Genomic DNA, 19,942 nt, shown 5'->3' with positions numbered 1-19,942 from the left:
TATTAATATTTTTAGCATTTGAAATTCGAAAATTCACATAAGGCATTGGCCATCACTTTATTAATTTCTGCAAGTATCGTACTTTCATTGTTTAGCTATGATGTTGTAAAACAAAACAAGGAAATTGCTGAAACTTTAATAGATATCACACCTCCAGATTTAATAGATGATATTAACGATGAGCCTGAGGATGAAAAACCATCTCAAAAGACAAATAAAGGCTATAACGAAACTAAAGAATATAAGCATTTCGCTCAAGCCTATAAACCTATTGCGCCTCCAAAAGATTACGAAAATCCACTATTAAGAAACAAAGAAGAAACACCTACTGAAATAAAAAAACCTTCTAAAAGCGAAGGCAATTCACATGTAAAAAATGATGAACTCACTTCTTTTGAAAGCGTGAATAGTATATTAAACAGGCGAGCTAACGCAACACAACAAGCTACCAATGACAACTCGGTTAATAAAAATAGTTCTATTATTTATTCGCTAAAAGGAAGAACAGATACATTTTTACCAATACCTATTTATTTATGTGAAGCTAATGGTAAAATTGTTGTAAACATCACAGTAAATAATCGCGGTAAGGTTATAAACACCGCTATTAATACATCGTCTACCTCTACTAATGAATGCTTAAAAGAACACGCGTTAGAATTTGCTAAAAAAGCACGGTTTAACGCTTCAAGTAAGCCTTCTCAAATAGGGACAATTACTTTTAATTTTGAAGGAAAATAATTAGTTTTAATTGCTAAGTATCTTAACTAAATCTGCAATCGCATTTTGTCCTTTATCTTTGTTGTACCAATGCTGTAATTCTTCTTTAAATTCTGGTGTTAATAGGCCATGTTTAGCCATATAATCGTTAACCAGTTTAGTTGCTTCACTTGGTCGTGGTCCATAAGTACTTACAACTGTATTGTCTGCGTTATCAATCATTATTAATTTAGGAATTGCTTTCCCACCGTGCGTTAAAAACTGATTCATTAATGCTTCATTTTCATCGCGCAGTACAACTTTAAAGGCAATACCGCTATTTAATTCAGCTATTTTATTCATTACAGGCATAACATGTGCGGCATCGCCACACCAGCTTTCGGTTAATACTAACCATGTTTGATTCAATTTTAAATTTGAAATTTTTTCTTGTGTGGCTTCAGGCACCTTTACGGTTTTATCCCAACGTTTCATTCGCCTGTCGTTAAGCATCGTGTAATTAGCTAAATCCTCAGTCTTCTCGTTACCAGTCGTTTCGTTTTTTTTAACTAACGCTTTTACTAAGTCTCTATATTCTGGATACGTTATTGCTTTCTTTAAGCTATTAGCTATACTATTTTTTAAATCTGAATTTTGAAGTGTTTCCATAATGTAAAATACTATAATTCTTTAATTAATTAAGTTACAATCCCTACCTTAGTAGGTATATTTTACAATCCTTACAGCCCAATTGTGGGCATTAAAATAAAAACAATGAAAAAACATAAATGTGGCTGGTGTGTTGGTGATGAACTTTACGAAAAATATCACGATGAAGAATGGGCAGTCCCTGTTTATGACGACGACACCATTTTCGAGTTTTTAATCTTAGAAACCTTCCAGGCTGGATTAAGCTGGATTACCATTTTACGCAAGCGGGAGAATTTTAGAAAAGCTTTTGATGGTTTTAACTATAAAAAGATAGCAAAATACAACCAGAAAAAAATTGATGAGTTACTTAAAAATGAGGGTATTATTAGAAATAAACTAAAAGTTAATGCTACGGTAGCAAACGCACAAGCTTTTATAAAAATCCAAGAAGAGTACGGGAGTTTTAGTAAATATATTTGGAGTTTTGTAGATGGAAAACCCATTAAAAATAAAGTTAGAGATTATAAGGATGCACCGGCAAATACCCATATTAGTGATGCTTTGAGTCAAGATTTAAAAAATCGAGGTTTTAAATTTGTTGGAAGCACTGTTGTTTATGCACACATGCAGGCTACCGGAATGGTAAACGATCATGAGATTACTTGTTTTAGATATAATGAAGTTTAAGCCAAACTAAAAAACATATCAATATCCTATTTCATGACTTAAAGGAGGTGTGCTTACTTTAAATATGCTAAAAATTGCGCTCTTGAAATGTCTTTAGCGCCCAAACTTTCTAAATGTTTTGTGTAAACCTGGCAGTCAATGAGCCTATAGTTTGTATTTTGAATAAAGGTGATAAAAGCGGCTTTACTGGCATTACTTTCTTTAGCAAACATGCTTTCACCACAAAAAATACCATTATTTAAATCGACACCGTATAATCCTGCAACAAGTTCGCTCCCTTTCCAAACCTCAACAGATTTCGCAAAACCAGAATGATGTAGGTTGCAATAGGCATCCACCATATTATTGGTAATCCAGGTGCCAGATTGCCCATTGCGTTTTGCTTGCGCACATGCTTTAATCACAGCTTTAAAAGCTTTGTTAATAGTCACTTCATAATCACAGTGTCGAAGAAATTGTTTCATGCTTTTAGAGACTTTTAATTCGTTTGGAAACAAAACAAACCTTGGATCTGGAGACCACCATAAAATAACTTCATCTTCATTAAACCAAGGAAAAATACCGCTTTTATAAGCTAGCAACAAACGTTCTACAGATAAATCTCCTCCAATAGCAAGCAAACCTTCTTCATCGGCTTGAGTAACATTAGGAAATTTAAGTTCTTGATTTAATATATACATACACTAAAAATAAAAAACCTCGACAACATTTTTGTTGTCGAGGTCAATTTTATAAGATTTCCGTCTTTGCGAAAAAAGCCAATTAAGGTTTAATTAAAAAGGTAAATCGTCGTGATCTTCTTCTTTTAAATCTGTAGCAGGCTCGAAAGCTGCTGCTGGTGGCACTTCTGGCGCACCTCCTGGAGCTCCAGCTTGTACACCTTCTATTCTCCATCCTTGAATAGAGTTAAAATATTTTACTTCTCCCTGAGGATTAGTCCATTCTCTACCGCGTAAGTTAATGTTCACTTTAACATCCTGTCCTACTTGATAGTTGTTTAACAAATCTACTTTATCTTGAACAAACTCCACTAATATGTGTTGAGGATATTGCTCTTCTGTTGTTACAACTAATTCTCTTTTTCTAAACCCATTACTTCCAAATGTTTGAGTTTCTCCAATTAATTTTACTTTACCTTGTACTTCCATTGTCTATATAATTATTAAATATTCGTCTTATTTCAAGTATCGTATTGTTACGATAATAATACTTTCCAAGCGTTCTCCACATCATTAAAACTTAGCAAATGTTGTGCCTTTATATGTTTTTCTGCTTGAGATAGTGCTAAAATGTCATGCTTTTTAGCATAAGCTGCAATTGCCTCTTTTTCTGGAAATGCTTCAATATTACCCAGCATTCCTAAATCGTTTCCAGTTAAAATATTACTTTTTCTTATGTGTTCTGGCATAGCATCTACTCCAACACCTAAGGTTGATAAAGGCTTTGGGATTTCAAAAAAACCAGCTTTTGCCCTACTATAATAGCTTCCTCCTGCACGCGATACTAAATCCAGTTGCTCTTGATTTATGCTACCATTTTCATCTAAAACGGCATCATTGATATGCAGTTTAACCACCTCACAAATAATTAAATTACCTGCTCCACCTTCTGTTCCTAATTTAACGATGTCGTTAACCTTACACTCAAACTGAACAGGCGATTCTGCAACACGAAATGGTTTTACAATATCGCTTTTAAGCATTGTTAAACCAGCCTTTTCAAACTCGTTAACACCTGTTGCATATTCTGTACTACTTAAAGACATTTGGTGTACCATATTGTAATTAACAACATTTATAACCACCTGCTTTGTCTTTTCTGCATTTTCCAAAGTATGTTTTGTTGTATTGTTTCTAACGCGTCGCGCTGGAGAAAAAATCATAATTGGCGGATTTGCACTAAATACATTAAAAAAACTAAATGGCGATAAATTAGGATTCCCGTTTTCGTCCATAGTACTTGCAAACGCTATAGGTCTAGGCGCCACGGCACTAAGTAAATAGCTATGTAGTTTTGCAGTTGCTAAGTCTTTAGGTTCGAAAGAAATCATTAACTCATTAATTTTCAACAAATGTAGCCAATCTAAAAATGCTATAAAAATGATTTGCAATACTTGAAGACAATATTATTAACAGATTTGCATTATATTAACAATCAAAAAATAAACGACATGTTTTTTACAAAAAACAGACAACTTATCCATTGGATTATTGTAATTGCTTCTTTCGCTATTATTTCATTAATACTATGGAATACCTATATGTTTTTTCAGAAATTTAAAGAGGAAGAACGCGCCAAAATGGAAATTTGGTCGAATGCTCAAAAAATATTTTCCAGTGATGAAAACAATCCGAATTTTGATTTTTTAATTAAAATTCTAAATAGTAATAACACAACTCCAATATTGGTTATTAATACCGATGGATCTATTAGTAATTTTAATAATATAGACAGCAACGATAAAGAAGCATCTAAATATGTTGAAAAAAATAAGGAGCAACTTATAAGGCAATTTAAAGCTGAAAATACGCCTATTGAAATTTCGTATATCGATCCAGAAACACAAGAAAAAATTATAGCAAGTAAATTGTATTATGGCAATGCACCATTATTAAATAAGCTAAAATACTATCCTTTAGCTTTACTTTTAATTATCCTCCTATTTAGTGCAGTGGTCTATTTCTTTTACCGCAGTTCTAAGATTGCTACGCAAAATAAATTATGGTCGGGAATGGCAAAGGAAACTGCGCATCAAATTGGTACACCTTTATCCTCATTAATTGGCTGGACCGAAATTTTAAAGACAGAAAACGTAAACCCTGATTATATTATAGAAATTGAAAAAGATATAGACAGGCTTCAAACAATTACAGAACGTTTTAGCAAAATTGGATCGTTACCAACTTTAACAAAAACCGATATTGTTAAAGAAACGCAAGACACATACAACTATTTAAAATCAAGATCTTCTAAACTTATTACTTTTAATTTATTGCTGCCAGAACATCCAATTTACGTAAATTTAAATTCGCAATTATACAGCTGGACTATAGAAAATCTAGTTAAAAACGCCATAGATGCCATGAAAGGTAAAGGCACGCTTACTTTAGAAATGACACAGTTAGAAGACAATGTTAAAATTAAGGTTATTGATAGTGGAAAAGGCTTAAACAAAAGCCAGTTTAAAACCGTTTTCGAACCTGGTTACACCACCAAAAAACGTGGTTGGGGATTAGGTCTGTCGCTTGCAAGACGTATAATAGAAGATTTTCATGACGGAAAAATTAAGGTACAACAGTCTGACATTGGAAAGGGAACAACCATGCAAATTTCATTTAAAACAGTTTAATTATGAGCGAAAAATTAATTACTGTAAAAGAAGTTGCTTTAAACAACAACTGCCCAGAATGTTTTAGCAAAGAGGGTTTAAAACTGACCTTTAAACAAAAATTTTTAGAGACCAGCTTTTTTAAATCCGTTACACAGGATATTGCTACGCAAATGCATTGCGACAATTGTAATACAGCTATATTTCCTGTACAATGGACAGAAGATATTGAACGTGTTTACACTTACCAAATGAAAGCTTTTGAACCTAAAAAAGCATCAAAAAAATACAAACCTTTATTTTGGGTAATTATTGGAGTCATTGCTGCAATAGCAATCGCAACTGTAGTTCTGGTTTCTACAAATTAGCTTGAATGGCTTGAGCCAAGGCTTCAAACTCATTTTTATCCATGGACACTTTGTTAATAAATCTTGCGTCCTCCATAGTATTTAAAGGAATTAAATGTACATGTACATGTGGTACTTCCAGCCCAATTACAGACATACCAACGCGTTTACAAGGTACCGTTTTCTCTACAGCAATGGCAACTAATCTGGAAAACTCCATTAATCCAGCATATTCCACACGGTCTAAATCGAAAATTTTATTGGTTTCTTTTTTTGGAATACAAAGTGTATGCCCTTTAGCATTAGGATTAACATCTAAAAAAGCGAGAAATTCATCCGTTTCGGCAACTTTATAACAAGGTAGTTCTCCGTTTACAATTTTTGTGAATATAGATGCCATTGTTTATTGTTTTCAGGTTAAAAACTAAAGATAAAAAAAATCCTGTTTTACGGAAGGGTTCTTCAACTAAAACAGGAATTTTATTACTAATTATTATTTCCTGCTATAACAGGAAGTACATTTATCGTGAAATCTCAATAATGTCGAACTTCATAATACCATTTGGCACTTTAATTTCGGCCACATCGCCAACGCTTTTACCTAATAGCCCTTGACCAATTGGAGAGTTAACAGAAATCTTTCCCGCAGCCAAATCAGCTTCACCATCGGCTACCAACGTGTAATTCATTTCCATACCATTGGTTTGGTTTTTTATTTTCACCTTAGATAATACTAAAATTTTAGAGGTATCCATTTGGCTCTCGTCAATAACACGAGCTCCAGCCAACTGGTCTTCCAGTTTACTAATGCGCATTTCCAACATACCCTGTGCTTCTTTTGCAGCATCGTACTCGGCATTTTCACTTAAATCACCTTTGTCACGCGCCTCGGCAATAGCATTACTTGCCTTTACACGTTCCACATCTTTTAATTGCTTAAGCTCGGCTCTTAATTTTTTTAAGCCTTCGGCAGTATAATATGATACTTTACTCATGATTTCTACGTTTAAATACTAATTCTATAAAAGAAAAAAATGCTGAAACTCCATACGTTAGGGACAGCATAAAAAAATCTCGCATACACGAGATTGTACTACAAATATACAAAATATTTAATTTGTAATTTACTTTTATTGTAAATTGCAATGCTATAAAAATTAAGAAAAATGAAATTAAAATCTATATTGTTTTTTCTGCTTTTGGTAATAATCGTTTTATCATGTAAAAAGAATGATGATGACAACCAGAATAACAACCCAAATATTCCAGACGCTGTATTCGATACTGGAAGTCTTATAAATACAAGTTTGCCACAATACAATCAAATGCAATTTCCTGGCAATTATATAGTATTAAATAATTATGGTTATCAAGGCGTGGTTTTATATTATGCTGGCAACAATAATTATAGTGCGTTCGAACTTAGCGACCCTAACCATCCTATAAGTGCATGCTCCAATTTAACGGTAGAAGGTATCGTTGCTACATGTGGCTGCTCAGATGAAAACGCTTACGAAATTATAAATGGTACGAGGCAAGAAGGTACCGCAGGACAATACACTTTGGTACGCTATTTTGTAGAAGTAAATGGAAGTATAATTCGTGTTTTTAATAATTAGGGCAAATTTTTAATGCTTTTAATGCTTTTAATGCTTTTAATGGCATTAAAAACCAGGCTGTCACTACTCGCTCTCTGCGAGGAGCTCAAACAAGCCGTTCCATCCTTTTCGCAATACATAAAAGCGGCATCGAGCCGCTTTTATGTATTACAGTAATTGTCTATTTAAAACTTTAGTGTCGCTCCAAGCAAAAAATTTGTAGTTGCTTGTGGATAATAAAAATTCTCTGTCACTGCTGGATCGTTAGAATTTTCTGGTCTGTAAAAATAACTATAGGTATAACCGTTAGATACGTATTCATTATTAAACACATTGTTTACTAATAAATTAAACGAAATTTCTTTTATCCAATTTGGTTGTATTTTATAAGAAGCATTAAAATTATTCACGTTATAAGCGTCGATACTTTTAGATTCGCTTGATGTGTTATCTAAATATTGCTTCCCAACATATTTAGAGATAAAGCTTAAATCTAAATTTTCAACTGGTGAAAACGTTAATGTTCCTCCGGCAATAATATTTGGAGAAAATGAAATGTCCGTACTATTAAAATTGGTAATTACAGGTTCGTAGGAAACAGTATTAAACGTTGCAGGATCATACTGAGTATCGAACACGATATAGTTAAAATCTTTAATTTTGTTTTCGCTAAACGTAGCATTAGCATCTATTCTTAATTTACTGGATAGTTTATAACCAGCCTGTAGCTCTATTCCTGCTCTGTAGCTTTCTTCTACATTTTGTCTAATTGGGTCTCCAACATCGTCTAAATCTCCAGTCAAGACTAATTGGTCTTTGTAATTCATATAGTACAAGTTGGCTGTAGCGTAATACGTTGGTTTTTTAAGTCGGTAACCAAACTCAAAATCATTTAACCGTTCCGCTTCAGGTGAGATTGGGTTTTTAGTTAAATCGTCTCGATTTGGCTCTCTATTAGCAACAGCGAAAGAACCATAAACACTATTAAAGTTATCTATTTTATAAGTTAAGCCTAACTTTGGGTTAAAAAAGCCATAGTCTTTATTAACATCAATAGCTAATAAATCTGAACTTGTGCCCACAGATTTATAGTTAACTGCTCGATATTGCAAGTCCACAAATGCAAATAGATTATTGTTGATATCGTATTCTGCTTTTACATAAGAACTAAAATCACGTTTTTCTCCAACCGAAAAATAGTATTGACTTCTAATAGGAATTGGGGTAGCAAAAGAATCCCAGATAAGCTCACCAAAATGATCACCATTGTATGTATTATAACCACCACCCAAGTAGAGATTTAAGTTGTTTTTTTTATAGTTTAAAGAATATACTATAGCCGTAAATTTATTATCTAACCAACGTCTTCTAATAGCATCTCCTTCTTCTGATGCATTAGGATTATTTGGAAAATAATCTCCTAATTCATCGTCTTCTCTAAACTGTTCAAAAAAGCCTTTTCCTCTTGTAAAGTTTCCTGAAAGATTAGCTGAGAAATTACGGTTAAATTGATGCGAAAAATGTAATTGGTAGTGCGTTTGCTCATAATTATCAACTTGATTATCATAAGTATAAAAGTTATATGTTCTTCCCGAATTCAAAAGATTTTCTGCTTCAGCGTCAGATGAGAAATTTCTATCTATAAAGGCTTGAATACCAGCTTCATCTCCATTCACCACAGCTTCTGGGGTGCCATACCATGACTGATAAGTAATTTCTTTTCCACCAAAAACAATCGCTTTAATAGAGGTCTTTTCGTTTAAAAATCCTGCTTCAGCATAATACGATGATAAATCTGAAAATGCTCTGTCTATATAACCATCACTTTTAATTTTAGACAAACGACCTTCGGCATAAAAATTATTATTTATACCAGAGCCAATACTCACATTATGTTTTCTTGTACCATAAGAACCTATTGCATGTGTTGTAGATGCATAGCCGTTTTCAGATGGATTTAATGTTTTTAAATTTAAACTTGCACCAAATGCACCAGATCCATTGGCCGATGTTCCTACGCCTCGTTGTAATTGAATATCTTCAACCGAAGACACAAAATCTGGCATATTTACCCAAAATGTACCTTGACTTTCAGAGTCATTATAAGGAATCCCATTAATAGTAACATTAACACGTGTAGCATCGCTACCACGTACTCTTATGCCTGTATAACCTACACCTGCACCAGCATCACTAGTGGTTACAACCGATGGTAATTGATCTAAAAGAATTGGCAAATCCTGACCTAAATTAATAGATTCAATTTCTTCTTTCTTAATGTTTGTAAATGCTAATGGCGATTTGTCTTTAGCTCTTGTAGAAGATAATAGCACCTCACTAAGAGATTCTACCTTTGTGGAATCTTGCTTAACATCTTGTGCTAATAAGTTGGTGGATAATAGCAATAGTGCTATAAAAAACGTTTGTTTTAAAAAAGATTTCATTCGAAATATTAAAATTACGAATAAAAAGAGGTCATTATTCAGTTAAAATAATTATTTATTAAACCTGAAATACTTAGTCAAGCTATGTATAACAGTACAACACAAAAACTGTGTTATAAATATCCCTAAACAGCATTACCTGTTCCAGGTTCATTGGGTATGATCTCAGCCGTTGTTATGGCACCCCTTTTTTGAGAACGCTGCAAAGATATGGCAGTTTTTTTAATTTACAATTTAAGATTTAAGGTTTTTTTAATCCAAATTTGGTTTGCGTCTATTTGCCTTTCGCTCTTTATTAGCGCGTTTGTTTTTTAATCGCTTTATTATAACTGCTTTGGGAACCTTAGTTGGAATTCGTTTTTTTTCTCTAATTAATGCAGAGGTTAATAAGTGAATGGTTCTAACAATTGCAATATTCTTATTTCTATGTTGGCTTCTGGTTTCACCACATTGTATAAGTAAAACGCCTTCCTTAGTCATTCGGTTTGCTAATTTAGACTTGATTTTCTCTTTTTGAGTCTCACTTAAAACTAAAGAATTTTCAATGGAAAAAGACAATTCTATTTTAGAAGATACTTTATTTACGTGTTGTCCTCCAGCGCCAGAACTTCTAACAGCCTTAAAGTTAAATTCTTGTATGAGTGCTTTTTCGTTAAACATTTTGTACTTGGTGCGTCACTTTTAGTAAGTCTGTAACTGTTTTTACAGGGTTAAATGTTACCAATGGTACTTGAACAAAAATGGTGTTCCAATGAGCCATACTGCCATTCCAGAGACCTGGCAACTCTAGGGCTTTAATATCTTTTCCTGTTTTGGTTTTCATCGTTATAAAGGCTGTTTTAGGATCTACAAATTTTGATAAGTCGAATCTTTCGCCTTTATAGTTTTTTATACCGCAAACTAAGTCCACAGGATTAAAATGCGTTGCATTTTTTAAAATACTCTTTTGGTGTTTGTTCTTTTTATCTACTTGTGCAGACTCCACGATTTGTAAAGATACGTTCCCGCTTTCATCTTTAACCCAAAATGGACCGCCTCCAGGTTCGCCTTCATTTTTTACCATACCACAAACACGAATTGGTCTATTAAGTTTATTTTTTAAATATTCTATTTGATATTTTGTTGAATATTTTTCAAATTCTAAAGAAATAATCACATTTAGTTTCTTTCTTAGAAATCTTGCAATTTCAATTATTTTTTCTTCAGATATATACTCGTCTTCCAATTGCTCTAAATAGCTAAAAGACTGTTTCTGCATTTTTAACAATACACCAGCTAATATTTTTTTATGCCTTGCGACCTCAACTTCGTATTTAAACACAACCACGTTATCTATATTTTTAATAAATATAATATCTGCATCAAAATCATTTAAATTAGACAATAAAGCACCATGACCAGAGGGTCTAAAATAGAACGTGCCGTCTGGGTTTTCTATAGGCTCATTTTGAGAGTTAACAGCAATAGTATCGGTTTTTTCTTTTTGATAGGAATACGTAATATTAAACTTTGTATTAGTTTTACGTTCTACAATGGCTTGTATGCGCGCAAATTCCTCATTGAAAATATTGTTATAAATTTTAGAGATAGTAAAGTGAATATTGGCTTCATAGTTTGAAGAGGCATATAAAGCAGCTTCAAACAAATGTTCCTCGAAAGCAGTGGCAACATGATCTTTATATTTGTGAAATGGCAACAGTCCTTTAGGGTAAAAACTATAATTTAAACGGTCTTCGTCAAGCATTGTCTTTATAAACTCTACGGCTTTTAAATCTGCAGACATTGTTTCGAAATCGGTTACATGTTTTTTGGTCTCTTTAATTACTGTCTCGTAAAACGGAAATTTTTCTATCCCTACACCAAATACAAATAAATCGTTGGCTTTGTGTTTATTAATATAGCCGTTAATGGTATCCTTTTTAGGATTGTATGTTTCAAGAAATTCGAATAAAAATTTAAACATTCTTGTTGCAGCACCAGATGCTGGCACAAATTTTATCACCTTTAAGTTGTCTTTTTGGTTATTATAAAAGGTGGTGTATTCTTTATTTTGCTCTTCAGAAAAACTAAAAATACCATGGTTTATAACAGCCGCAGATTCTAAATTTATAAAGGGCAACCCGGTTTTAAAAATCTCAATTTGTTTAGAAATTTTATCGACGGTTAATCCTTTATTTTCTAATTGTTTTATTTGTGTTGTAGTGAAATTCACTGTTAATTAATCATTAAATTATTAATATGTTTTACTGCGGTTTCAAGCCGCGCATTTTCATTTCCTTTCAACAAAACATATGGTCTGTTGTATTTTATTAAAGCCGCTTTAAAAACATTAAACATTGTTTCTCTTTCTTGCGGTTTATCTCTTAAATCATCTGCCTCCCAAGGTGTATCAATATAAGTTAAAAAGTATAAATCGTAAGTGTTTTTAAGTGCATATTTTTCTATAACTGGTGGACAGGTTCCTGAAAAATACGTTTCGGAATATACTTTGGTTTCAAGTAAATCTGTATCGCAAATAAGTACTGTATTGGTTTGTTTTGCCAAATGATTCTCTAATTTCATTTGCCCTTCGGCAATTGCCAGCAAATCTTTTGGTTCACAAATTTTACGCTCGTTATTCCACTTGTTTTGTAAATATTCCCGCGCATATTCTGGTGCCCAAACCGTATTATAGTAATTTGCCAACTGCTTAGCTAATGTGGTTTTTCCGGAAGATTCCGGGCCAAATAATACTACTTTTAGGCAGTTACTATCTTTTTGTTTAAACTTTTTTTCCATGCGAGATATCCAAATATTGCGATGATTGTAAATCCTAAATATTGAAAGCTTGTAAAAGTAAAGCCTTTATACAAATAAAGAGGAACGGAAATTAGATCTCCTACAATCCAAAATAACCAGTTTTCTATTTTTCGTTTTGCCATTAGCCACATCCCAACAAAGAAAATTGCAGTTGTTAGCGTGTCGACGTACGCCACCCAACTTGTCCATTTATCGAATGTTTTATAAACAATAAAAACAAACAATAATGTGGCAATAAAAATTATTACACTTACTTTCTTCTCTTTTACTGTAGTGCTCGAAATTGGTGTAACATGTATAGCATCTACTTTCCTTGTCCAAACATACCAACCATAAATACTCATAGTAAAATAATAAGCATTAATCATCATATCTCCTAAAAGCTCCCATTTAAGTAAAAGGTATACAAAAATTAGGGTACTAATTATTCCTGTTGGAAATACTAAAATATTATTTTGTTTAGAAAACCAAACGGAAAGAAACCCAAAAACAACTGCTACAATTTCTAAAACAATATCGATGGTTTGGTATGCAGCATATTGACCGAAGAAAAAATCAAAAATCTGGTTCATAGTTTTGTCTGTCGGTTTTTACAACTTTCATTGTTAACACTGAAATATCCACAGCCTCGAAAGAACGTTTTATTTCCTGGTTTAAAAAGGGCATCAGCGTATCGAAATCGCCATAGATTTGCGTGCTTAAAGGGTTTTCTATAACTGTAAAGTCTGATGCTCTCAACGCCTTTATAAAATTTATAACGTGTTTTTCGTAATCGTCTTGTAATGGTGATAACGTTAAATCTACTGATATATTCATGTTTATTTCCGCGTAAGCGGTTCTTTTAAATTATACGTGTTTTATTCCTTAGTTAAGGCTTTAAAAAAGCGCTCATCTTCTTCAAAGGCAGTGCCAATAACCACTAAATTGGCTCCAGAATTATAGGCTTTGTCTAAAGCAAATTTACTTCTTATTCCGCCGCCAACAATTATTGGTACATTTGTATCGGCCTTTACGGCTTTTATTATGTCTGCCGAAACTTCTTTTTTTGCACCACTCCCAGCTTCTAAATAAATAAGCTGCATGCCTAAGAGTTGCGAAGCCTTAGCCGTGTCAACAATCTCTTGCAAGACGCTTAATGGCTTAGTGTTTGTCACTTTTTGAGTTGAAGTTTCTTTTTCGCCATCAACTAAAATATAACCTGTTGGAATAATTTCTAAATCACAATGTCTCAATTTTGAAACTGCTTTAATCTGCTGGCCAATTAAATATTCTGGATTTCTACCAGATACTAAAGACAAAAATAAAATAGCATCAGCTTTATTGGTAACTTGAATAACATCGCCTGGAAACAATACAATTGGCAGATTAGTTAATGGTTTAATAACTGAAATGAGTTTTTCCGTAGCCTTATCTTCGACTGTGCTGCCTCCAATAAAAATATGTGTGGCAATAGATTTATTGACTTTATCTATAAATTGCGATGCGTTATTTAAATCGAATTTATCCGGATCGATTAAAACCGCTAATAATTTTTTATTTGATGTTTTTATATGTTGTAAAACAGACATGATTATTATTCTATAACGTAAGCACAAGTGAAGCCTTCAAATTCTAAAAAACAGGAGTGGTATTTGTATTTTTTCATCTTATAATCTATCCAACACACGGTATGTTTATCTTCCAACATAAATGGAATGACTAAAAAATGTTCTCTAAACAACATACCTGGAGTTGCGAATAACTTGTATAAAGATTCTTTAATTCCCCAAATAACAGTTAACTTTCTAACATAGTCTGCTTTGTTTTTATCTAAATACTCAAATTCATAATTCACAAATTTCTTAGCTATAATGTTAATTTTATTACGTTGTTTTTCAATATCAATGCCTACTTCAGCATCGCTAACAATAACTCCCGAAAATATAAAACTGTGTGTTATAGAAATATGTTTGCCGCCTTTTAAATGTGGTTTCCCATTATCATCGTAAAACAAATCTTGGTCGGTGTAACCAAATTCTCTAAGCAAATGTCGCACACTTAAAAAACCACGTTGGTGCAGTTCGCTTTTCATACCTAAAACGCGAGTTAAACTTTCTGGTTTTAGATGTAATGGAGCGAATAAGGCATCGTAAGATTCTTCAATCTTCCAGATTTTAACAGTAGTTTGTGAGTTTACACTAATGGATTTATAAAGAGGCATTTAATATTCTAAATGTTATTGATTATCTTTGCACTGCCTAAGGCAGATTTGGTCTTTTTTGGTATGCGAATTTAACCAAATAAAGTACGAATCCCAAGGGTGTTTCATTTAATAAAAATTAAGAGATAAAGAATATGAGTACAAAAACAGTTGCCTACGTGCCAAATAAAGTAAAAGATATGTCGCTTGCGGCTTGGGGAAGGAAAGAAATTAATTTAGCCGAAGCAGAAATGCCTGGTTTAATGAGTTTACGTGAAGAATACAAAAATGAGCAACCATTAAAGGGTGCAAGAATTGCAGGATGTTTACACATGACTATTCAAACTGCAGTTTTAATAGAAACACTACAAGCCTTGGGTGCCGAAGTGACATGGAGTTCTTGTAATATTTTCTCAACACAAGATCAGGCTGCTGCTGCAATTGCAGATGCTGGAACTGCTGTGTACGCTTGGAAAGACATGACCGAAGAAGAGTTTGACTGGTGTATCGAGCAAACCTTATTTTTTGGTGAAGACCGTAAACCATTAAACATGATTTTGGATGATGGTGGTGATTTAACCAACATGGTTTTAGATAAATATCCAGAATTGTCTGATGGAATTAAAGGTCTTTCTGAAGAAACGACTACTGGAGTTCACAGACTTTATGAGCGCGTTAAGAATGGAACATTAACAATGCCTGCAATTAACGTTAATGATTCTGTTACTAAATCTAAGTTTGATAATAAATACGGTTGTAAAGAATCTGCAGTAGATGCAATAAGAAGAGCAACAGATATTATGTTAGCAGGAAAGCGTGTAACCGTTTGTGGTTATGGTGATGTTGGTAAAGGAACTGCGGCTTCTTTTAAAGGTGCAGGTAGTATTGTAACTGTTACAGAAATTGACCCAATTTGTGCCTTACAAGCTGCTATGGACGGTTTTGAAGTGAAGAAATTAGAAACTGTTGTTGGTAATAGTGATATTGTAATTACTACAACAGGTAATAAAGATATTGTAAGAGCTGAGCATTTTGAAGCAATGAAAGACAAAGTTATTGTTTGTAACATTGGGCACTTTGATAACGAAATACAAATGGCTTGGTTAAATAAAAACCATGGAAATACTAAAGATACCATTAAGCCACAGGTAGATAAATATACTATTGATGGTAAAGATATAATTGTTTTAGCCGAAGGACGTTTAGTAAATTTAGGTTGTGCAACGGGTCATCCAAGTTTTGTAATGAGTAACTCATTTACAAACCAAACCTTAGCTCAAATTGAACTTTGGAAAAACAGTGATAAATATGAGAACGATGTATACATGTTACCAAAGCATTTAGATGAAAAAGTAGCAAAACTACACTTAGAAAAAATTGGTGTTGAGTTAACAGAACTTAAAGACTACCAAGCTGATTATATTGGTGTGAAAGTTGACGGTCCTTACAAACCAGAACACTATCGTTATTAATAACGAATTATAACTTAAAAAACTTAAAACCCGAACAGAAATGTTTGGGTTTTATTTTTTTATAGAACATTATAAGTTAGACCAACAGCTTATTATGCTAACACTCATTTGGTTAACCTGGTAAACGTAACTTAATCGCATATTTTAGTGACTTTGTCGAATTTTAAGAATTCTATATTCAATTTCTTATAAAAACTGTTAAAATTTGTTAAGATTTTAATAACTTAAAGCTCACTAATTTAAAACCAGCAATACAATGAGTAAAAAAACCAATTATCTTATTGGTATTTTGCTAACCATCATTATCGGTACCATTCTGTATTATTATTTTTGTTGTAAACCTTGTATGGAAACAGCAAATAAAGAAGCAGAAATCGAAAATATAGTTACAGAACCAGAAGCAAAAGCCACAACTATAAATACGTTCTCAGTATTAGATTCTAAAAGCAGCTTAAAATTAAGTGCCAACGATAATTTTAATTTTAAAGTTTCTGAGTATTCTATTTTAGAACCTGTCTCAGACCAGCTAAATGGTGTAGTAGACAGATTGGCAACTTACTTAAACGATAATAAAGGCAAACAAGTTAACATAACAGGCTATTACACTAGTGAAGAGAATAATAGTTCTGCATTTCCTAATTTAGGTATGGCAAGAGCCAATGCTGTAAAGAATTATTTTGTTTCGCATGGTATAGCATCAAAATCTATAAATACTTACGGTGAACTAAATGATGATTTGGTTCCAGACGAAAATAATGTTCACTTAGGCCCTGTACTTTACTCTATTAATACTGTGGATGCCAACGATACCAGTATGGCAGACGAACTTAAAGCACTGCGTGAGAACATAAAAGCAAACCCTTTAATGCTTTATTTCGATAGTGGCGCTGCATCCATAAACCTTACTGCAGAACAACGTGAAAAAGTAGCAGAAATGTCAAGATATGTAGACAAAACGGATAATGCTTCTATACAAATAATTGGTCATACAGATAATACCGGTAATAGAGTTACTAATACCAATTTAGGGAAAAACAGAGCAGATTTTGCTAAAAATTATTTAGTTCAAAATGGCATTTCAACAGAAAAAATTAAAACGTCCTCTAAAGGACCAGATGCACCAATTGCAGATAATGCAACCGAAGAAGGTCGTGCCAAAAACAGAAGAGTAGAAGTCACATTAAACTAAACCATTAAAAAATAGAATTATGAAATTATTAATATTATCGAATATACCATGTTGGTTAATACCATTATTAGTAGGAGCCATTTGTGGAATTTTAGGATACTTGTTAGGTAAACTTCTAGGTGGAGGCGGCAGCAAAACACCAAGCAAAACAATAGATGTAGATGTTTATAAAAACAGAATTTCTAAGTTAGAAGCAGATTTAGAAGCCTGCAAAGCCAATAAAAAATCTACTTTCTCTGGAGGCAATTCTTCTGGAGGCGCAACAACAGCGGCAAGCTTTGCTGCTGGCACTGCAACAGGCACAGTAACAGAAACGACCTCTTTTGATGCAACCACTGCAAAAGCAGTTTTTGGAAAAGCGATTAAAAAAGACGACTTAACTATAGTAGAAGGTATTGGTCCAAAAATTAGAGAACTGTTTCACAATCATAAAATAACCACTTGGGCAGGGCTGGCAGATTGTACCGTAGAAAAATGTCAAGAAGTTTTAGCCAGTGGAGGAAAACGTTTTGAAATACATAAACCAAACACATGGCCAGAACAGGCAAAGATAGCTGCTTTAGGGCAATGGCAAAAATTAAAAGACTGGCAAGACGAGCTGGATGGTGGTAAATAAAAAACCACATTATTATTAAACTCAAAAACCGTTTCTTCTAAAATATAGGAGAAACGGTTTTTTGTGAGTAAATCTTAGAATAATGCCAAAACTGTATTGGGAATTCTAAGATTTTTGTAGAATTGATTAATAGCACTGTAAATATATAATAATTTCACCTTTAGTATATTACCAAATGTATAATTGGTTGTTAATTTTGTGTAAATGGTAAAAATCCTAATTTGATAAACAAATTAGGATGTTTACTCTATTATTTTTTAAAAAGTTATTTGTTGAAGGTAATACTAAAATCGCCTTGAGAAATTACAAATTCTGTAGCACTCAAAACATCTACATTTAATACCTGAGATGAAGGTGATGTACCACTAGTAAAAATTAATGATTCTCCATCATCACTTAAAATGTAAGTCGCTGCTACAATACCGTTTGAAACACAAGCACTACCACTGTCTAAGTAAAATCCTTCTGCAATTAAATTACCATCTGAAAGAAAATTATAATACGTGTTTTGTTCACAATCGTTTGCCATTTGGTCTGTTGGAGGTGTTGTAGTGTGGTCTGTTTGTTTTACCAAATACCACTTATTAACTAATAGCTCTGCCGCAGTTGGTTCTGGTACAGGTACTGGTTCTGCATTATCATCATCTTTAGAGCAAGAGAATGAAATTAAAAGTAATAATACTAATACTAATTTGTTTTTTTTAATAATTGTTTTCATGATAAAAATTGTTTATTGATTTTTAGTTTTATGGATTTAAACACTAAAAGGTTAACAATTTTTAATTTTTTTTAGCTGTACTTCACTTTTCTTAAAATTCTTATAGATTCTTTATATCGAAGGTATACCGCATCACTGTGACTTTTTAAATATGATTTTGCCTCGCTTAATTTATTTATAGCCTCATCAAACCCATTTAAATAACAAAGAAGATAAGTGGCAGGTAAATTTTTGAGGTCGTTTTCCTGAACAGACGTTAACACGCTGCCTTTTTTAAAAGTTTCCACCAAAGCGTTGTTAGCATTATATATATGATGTAATACTTTTTTATCGAATTTTGGTGGCTGAAAAACCAATGTCGAGTCTATAGTATAGTTTGCATTATCATGAAATTGAATTATAGTTTCTTCTAAAGGATAATATTTATAACTCTTTTGAAGACCTAAAGACACATATTCTACTATTTTAAAACTGTCCTCATCAAAAGAAATTGTAACCTCATCTAAAGCCGAATAGAACAAACGCACCTGTTCGTTAATTAACTCTATATCCACGCGCGAAAAAAATATAGTTTCTTTTACTACCTTTTTTTGTCCAGCCCAACACACCACAAAATATTCTTTAAACACCTTATATTGTGGATTAAAGTCTTTACGCTTGTTTAAAAAATCGAAAACACCATCAAGTGTATATTCTATATTATTGTGTGAGTGATTCTCTATAGCTGCTACTATTTTAGAATTAACATCTATAATTTCGCTTTTAAAAACCTTAGGCATACTCATACTGCCATCTCTAAAAAAGACAGCTCCACCATAATATTTCCAAATGTTTTTTCTTAGTGAAGTTAAGCCATCAATCGCTCTAATGGTTACTAAACCAACGACTTTATGGTCTGGCAAGTGTGGAAACGGAATATTTTCATATTGTACAATTGGCGGATTATTAAGATAAGCATTAATAAGATTCTGAATTTTAGAATCATCAAAAAAATCGACACCAATTATAGCGTTATCCTCATCCTCTACACCAATAACTATATACGAGTTGTTTTTAGGGTTACTATTAGAGAGTGCACAAATATGTTTTAAAAACTTGGCCTTCCCTTCTTTTTGACTAATATCAATTTTTCGCTTTTTATCATAAAAGCTGTTCTCGTCGTTGTGCGCGAGTAGGTTTTTAATTAAAAGGCGTTTGTTAATCATGTTTTAAAGC

At 32.8% G+C, this 19,942-nt stretch carries 24 protein-coding genes; 8 read left to right on the top strand and 16 right to left on the bottom strand.

Going from position 1 to position 19,942, the window contains the following annotated elements:
* Nucleotides 1-18 precede the first annotated feature (18 nt).
* Nucleotides 19-741, top strand: coding sequence for an energy transducer TonB family protein (locus ACVC43_RS12690; RefSeq protein WP_452224907.1), 723 nt, complete (start codon nt 19-21; stop codon nt 739-741).
* Between the two features lie 6 nt (nt 742-747).
* Here the strand turns inward: ACVC43_RS12690 and ACVC43_RS12685 are convergent, their stop codons facing one another.
* Nucleotides 748-1,368: a thioredoxin family protein gene (locus ACVC43_RS12685; RefSeq protein WP_452224906.1), complete on the bottom strand. Its 621-nt coding sequence runs from the start codon at nt 1,366-1,368 to the stop codon at nt 748-750.
* Between the two features lie 105 nt (nt 1,369-1,473).
* On the opposite strand from ACVC43_RS12685, the gene ACVC43_RS12680 reads away from it, so the two are divergent.
* On the top strand, nt 1,474-2,037 hold the full coding sequence (locus ACVC43_RS12680; protein ID WP_452224905.1) for a DNA-3-methyladenine glycosylase I: 564 nt from the start codon (nt 1,474-1,476) through the stop codon (nt 2,035-2,037).
* A gap of 53 nt (nt 2,038-2,090) precedes the next feature.
* Here the strand turns inward: ACVC43_RS12680 and aat are convergent, their stop codons facing one another.
* The 3 genes from aat to ACVC43_RS12665 all read right to left on the bottom strand — a co-directional run bounded on the left by aat (nt 2,091) and on the right by ACVC43_RS12665 (nt 4,087).
* Complete coding sequence (gene aat / locus ACVC43_RS12675) at nt 2,091-2,717, bottom strand: leucyl/phenylalanyl-tRNA--protein transferase (RefSeq protein ID WP_452224904.1); 627 nt, start codon at nt 2,715-2,717, stop codon at nt 2,091-2,093.
* A gap of 93 nt (nt 2,718-2,810) precedes the next feature.
* Entirely contained in the window at nt 2,811-3,185 is a 375-nt protein-coding gene (locus tag ACVC43_RS12670) for a DUF3127 domain-containing protein (RefSeq protein WP_452224903.1), read from the bottom strand.
* Between the two features lie 47 nt (nt 3,186-3,232).
* Complete coding sequence (locus ACVC43_RS12665; RefSeq protein WP_452224902.1) at nt 3,233-4,087, bottom strand: flavin reductase family protein; 855 nt, start codon at nt 4,085-4,087, stop codon at nt 3,233-3,235.
* Between the two features lie 120 nt (nt 4,088-4,207).
* Here ACVC43_RS12665 and ACVC43_RS12660 point away from each other — a divergent pair, with 120 nt between their 5' ends.
* Both ACVC43_RS12660 and ACVC43_RS12655 read left to right on the top strand, forming a co-directional pair.
* Nucleotides 4,208-5,386, top strand: coding sequence for a sensor histidine kinase (locus tag ACVC43_RS12660; protein ID WP_452224901.1), 1,179 nt, complete (start codon nt 4,208-4,210; stop codon nt 5,384-5,386).
* A gap of 2 nt (nt 5,387-5,388) precedes the next feature.
* Nucleotides 5,389-5,733, top strand: a complete 345-nt coding sequence (locus tag ACVC43_RS12655) for a hypothetical protein (protein WP_452224900.1) — start codon at nt 5,389-5,391, stop codon at nt 5,731-5,733.
* On the opposite strand, the gene ACVC43_RS12650 is transcribed toward ACVC43_RS12655, so the two are convergent.
* Both ACVC43_RS12650 and greA read right to left on the bottom strand, forming a co-directional pair.
* Nucleotides 5,723-6,112: an HIT family protein gene (locus ACVC43_RS12650; protein ID WP_452224899.1), complete on the bottom strand. Its 390-nt coding sequence runs from the start codon at nt 6,110-6,112 to the stop codon at nt 5,723-5,725. The genes ACVC43_RS12655 and ACVC43_RS12650 overlap by 11 nt on opposite strands.
* Before the next feature lie 121 nt (nt 6,113-6,233).
* A complete protein-coding gene (greA, locus tag ACVC43_RS12645) occupies nt 6,234-6,707 on the bottom strand; it encodes a transcription elongation factor GreA (RefSeq protein ID WP_452224898.1) in 474 nt (157 codons plus the stop codon).
* Nucleotides 6,708-6,878: 171 nt separating this feature from the next.
* On the opposite strand from greA, the gene ACVC43_RS12640 reads away from it, so the two are divergent.
* A complete protein-coding gene (locus ACVC43_RS12640) occupies nt 6,879-7,331 on the top strand; it encodes a hypothetical protein (protein ID WP_452224897.1) in 453 nt (150 codons plus the stop codon).
* A gap of 164 nt (nt 7,332-7,495) precedes the next feature.
* Here the strand turns inward: ACVC43_RS12640 and ACVC43_RS12635 are convergent, their stop codons facing one another.
* The 8 genes from ACVC43_RS12635 to ACVC43_RS12600 all read right to left on the bottom strand — a co-directional run bounded on the left by ACVC43_RS12635 (nt 7,496) and on the right by ACVC43_RS12600 (nt 14,753).
* Entirely contained in the window at nt 7,496-9,754 is a 2,259-nt protein-coding gene (locus tag ACVC43_RS12635; protein WP_452224896.1) for a TonB-dependent receptor, read from the bottom strand.
* A 252-nt stretch (nt 9,755-10,006) separates the two neighbouring features.
* On the bottom strand, nt 10,007-10,414 hold the full coding sequence (arfB, locus tag ACVC43_RS12630) for an alternative ribosome rescue aminoacyl-tRNA hydrolase ArfB (RefSeq protein WP_452224895.1): 408 nt from the start codon (nt 10,412-10,414) through the stop codon (nt 10,007-10,009).
* Nucleotides 10,407-11,966, bottom strand: a complete 1,560-nt coding sequence (locus ACVC43_RS12625) for a DUF4301 family protein (protein WP_452224894.1) — start codon at nt 11,964-11,966, stop codon at nt 10,407-10,409. Before ACVC43_RS12625 ends, arfB begins: the two co-directional genes overlap by 8 nt.
* 2 nt (nt 11,967-11,968) lie before the next feature.
* Nucleotides 11,969-12,532 (bottom strand): AAA family ATPase, encoded by a 564-nt coding sequence (locus ACVC43_RS12620; protein WP_452224893.1) that lies wholly within the window; start codon nt 12,530-12,532, stop codon nt 11,969-11,971.
* Nucleotides 12,493-13,125: a nicotinamide riboside transporter PnuC gene (gene pnuC / locus ACVC43_RS12615; protein WP_452224892.1), complete on the bottom strand. Its 633-nt coding sequence runs from the start codon at nt 13,123-13,125 to the stop codon at nt 12,493-12,495. Before pnuC ends, ACVC43_RS12620 begins: the two co-directional genes overlap by 40 nt.
* Complete coding sequence (locus ACVC43_RS12610) at nt 13,109-13,369, bottom strand: hypothetical protein (protein ID WP_452224891.1); 261 nt, start codon at nt 13,367-13,369, stop codon at nt 13,109-13,111. The genes pnuC and ACVC43_RS12610 overlap by 17 nt, the downstream gene beginning before the upstream one ends.
* A 41-nt stretch (nt 13,370-13,410) precedes the next feature.
* Nucleotides 13,411-14,121 (bottom strand): geranylgeranylglyceryl/heptaprenylglyceryl phosphate synthase, encoded by a 711-nt coding sequence (locus ACVC43_RS12605; protein WP_452224890.1) that lies wholly within the window; start codon nt 14,119-14,121, stop codon nt 13,411-13,413.
* A 5-nt stretch (nt 14,122-14,126) separates the two neighbouring features.
* On the bottom strand, nt 14,127-14,753 hold the full coding sequence (locus ACVC43_RS12600) for a 4'-phosphopantetheinyl transferase family protein (protein ID WP_452224889.1): 627 nt from the start codon (nt 14,751-14,753) through the stop codon (nt 14,127-14,129).
* Nucleotides 14,754-14,887: 134 nt separating this feature from the next.
* Here ACVC43_RS12600 and ahcY point away from each other — a divergent pair, with 134 nt between their 5' ends.
* From ahcY to ACVC43_RS12585, 3 genes are all read left to right on the top strand, one after another.
* Nucleotides 14,888-16,204 (top strand): adenosylhomocysteinase, encoded by a 1,317-nt coding sequence (gene ahcY / locus ACVC43_RS12595; RefSeq protein ID WP_452224888.1) that lies wholly within the window; start codon nt 14,888-14,890, stop codon nt 16,202-16,204.
* Between the two features lie 256 nt (nt 16,205-16,460).
* Nucleotides 16,461-17,393: an OmpA family protein gene (locus tag ACVC43_RS12590; protein WP_452224887.1), complete on the top strand. Its 933-nt coding sequence runs from the start codon at nt 16,461-16,463 to the stop codon at nt 17,391-17,393.
* Nucleotides 17,394-17,412: 19 nt separating this feature from the next.
* Nucleotides 17,413-18,009: a hypothetical protein gene (locus tag ACVC43_RS12585; RefSeq protein WP_452224886.1), complete on the top strand. Its 597-nt coding sequence runs from the start codon at nt 17,413-17,415 to the stop codon at nt 18,007-18,009.
* A 265-nt stretch (nt 18,010-18,274) separates the two neighbouring features.
* Here ACVC43_RS12585 and ACVC43_RS12580 read toward each other — a convergent pair whose 3' ends face one another.
* Complete coding sequence (locus tag ACVC43_RS12580) at nt 18,275-18,727, bottom strand: lipocalin family protein (protein WP_452224885.1); 453 nt, start codon at nt 18,725-18,727, stop codon at nt 18,275-18,277.
* Between the two features lie 71 nt (nt 18,728-18,798).
* Nucleotides 18,799-19,932: a DUF5929 domain-containing protein gene (locus ACVC43_RS12575; protein WP_452224884.1), complete on the bottom strand. Its 1,134-nt coding sequence runs from the start codon at nt 19,930-19,932 to the stop codon at nt 18,799-18,801.
* Nucleotides 19,933-19,942: the final 10 nt, after the last annotated feature.

It is taken from the genome of Lacinutrix chionoecetis (genome assembly GCF_053604665.1).
Note: the sequence above shows the minus strand (reverse complement) of the source record. Positions and strands in the feature narration are given on the sequence as shown.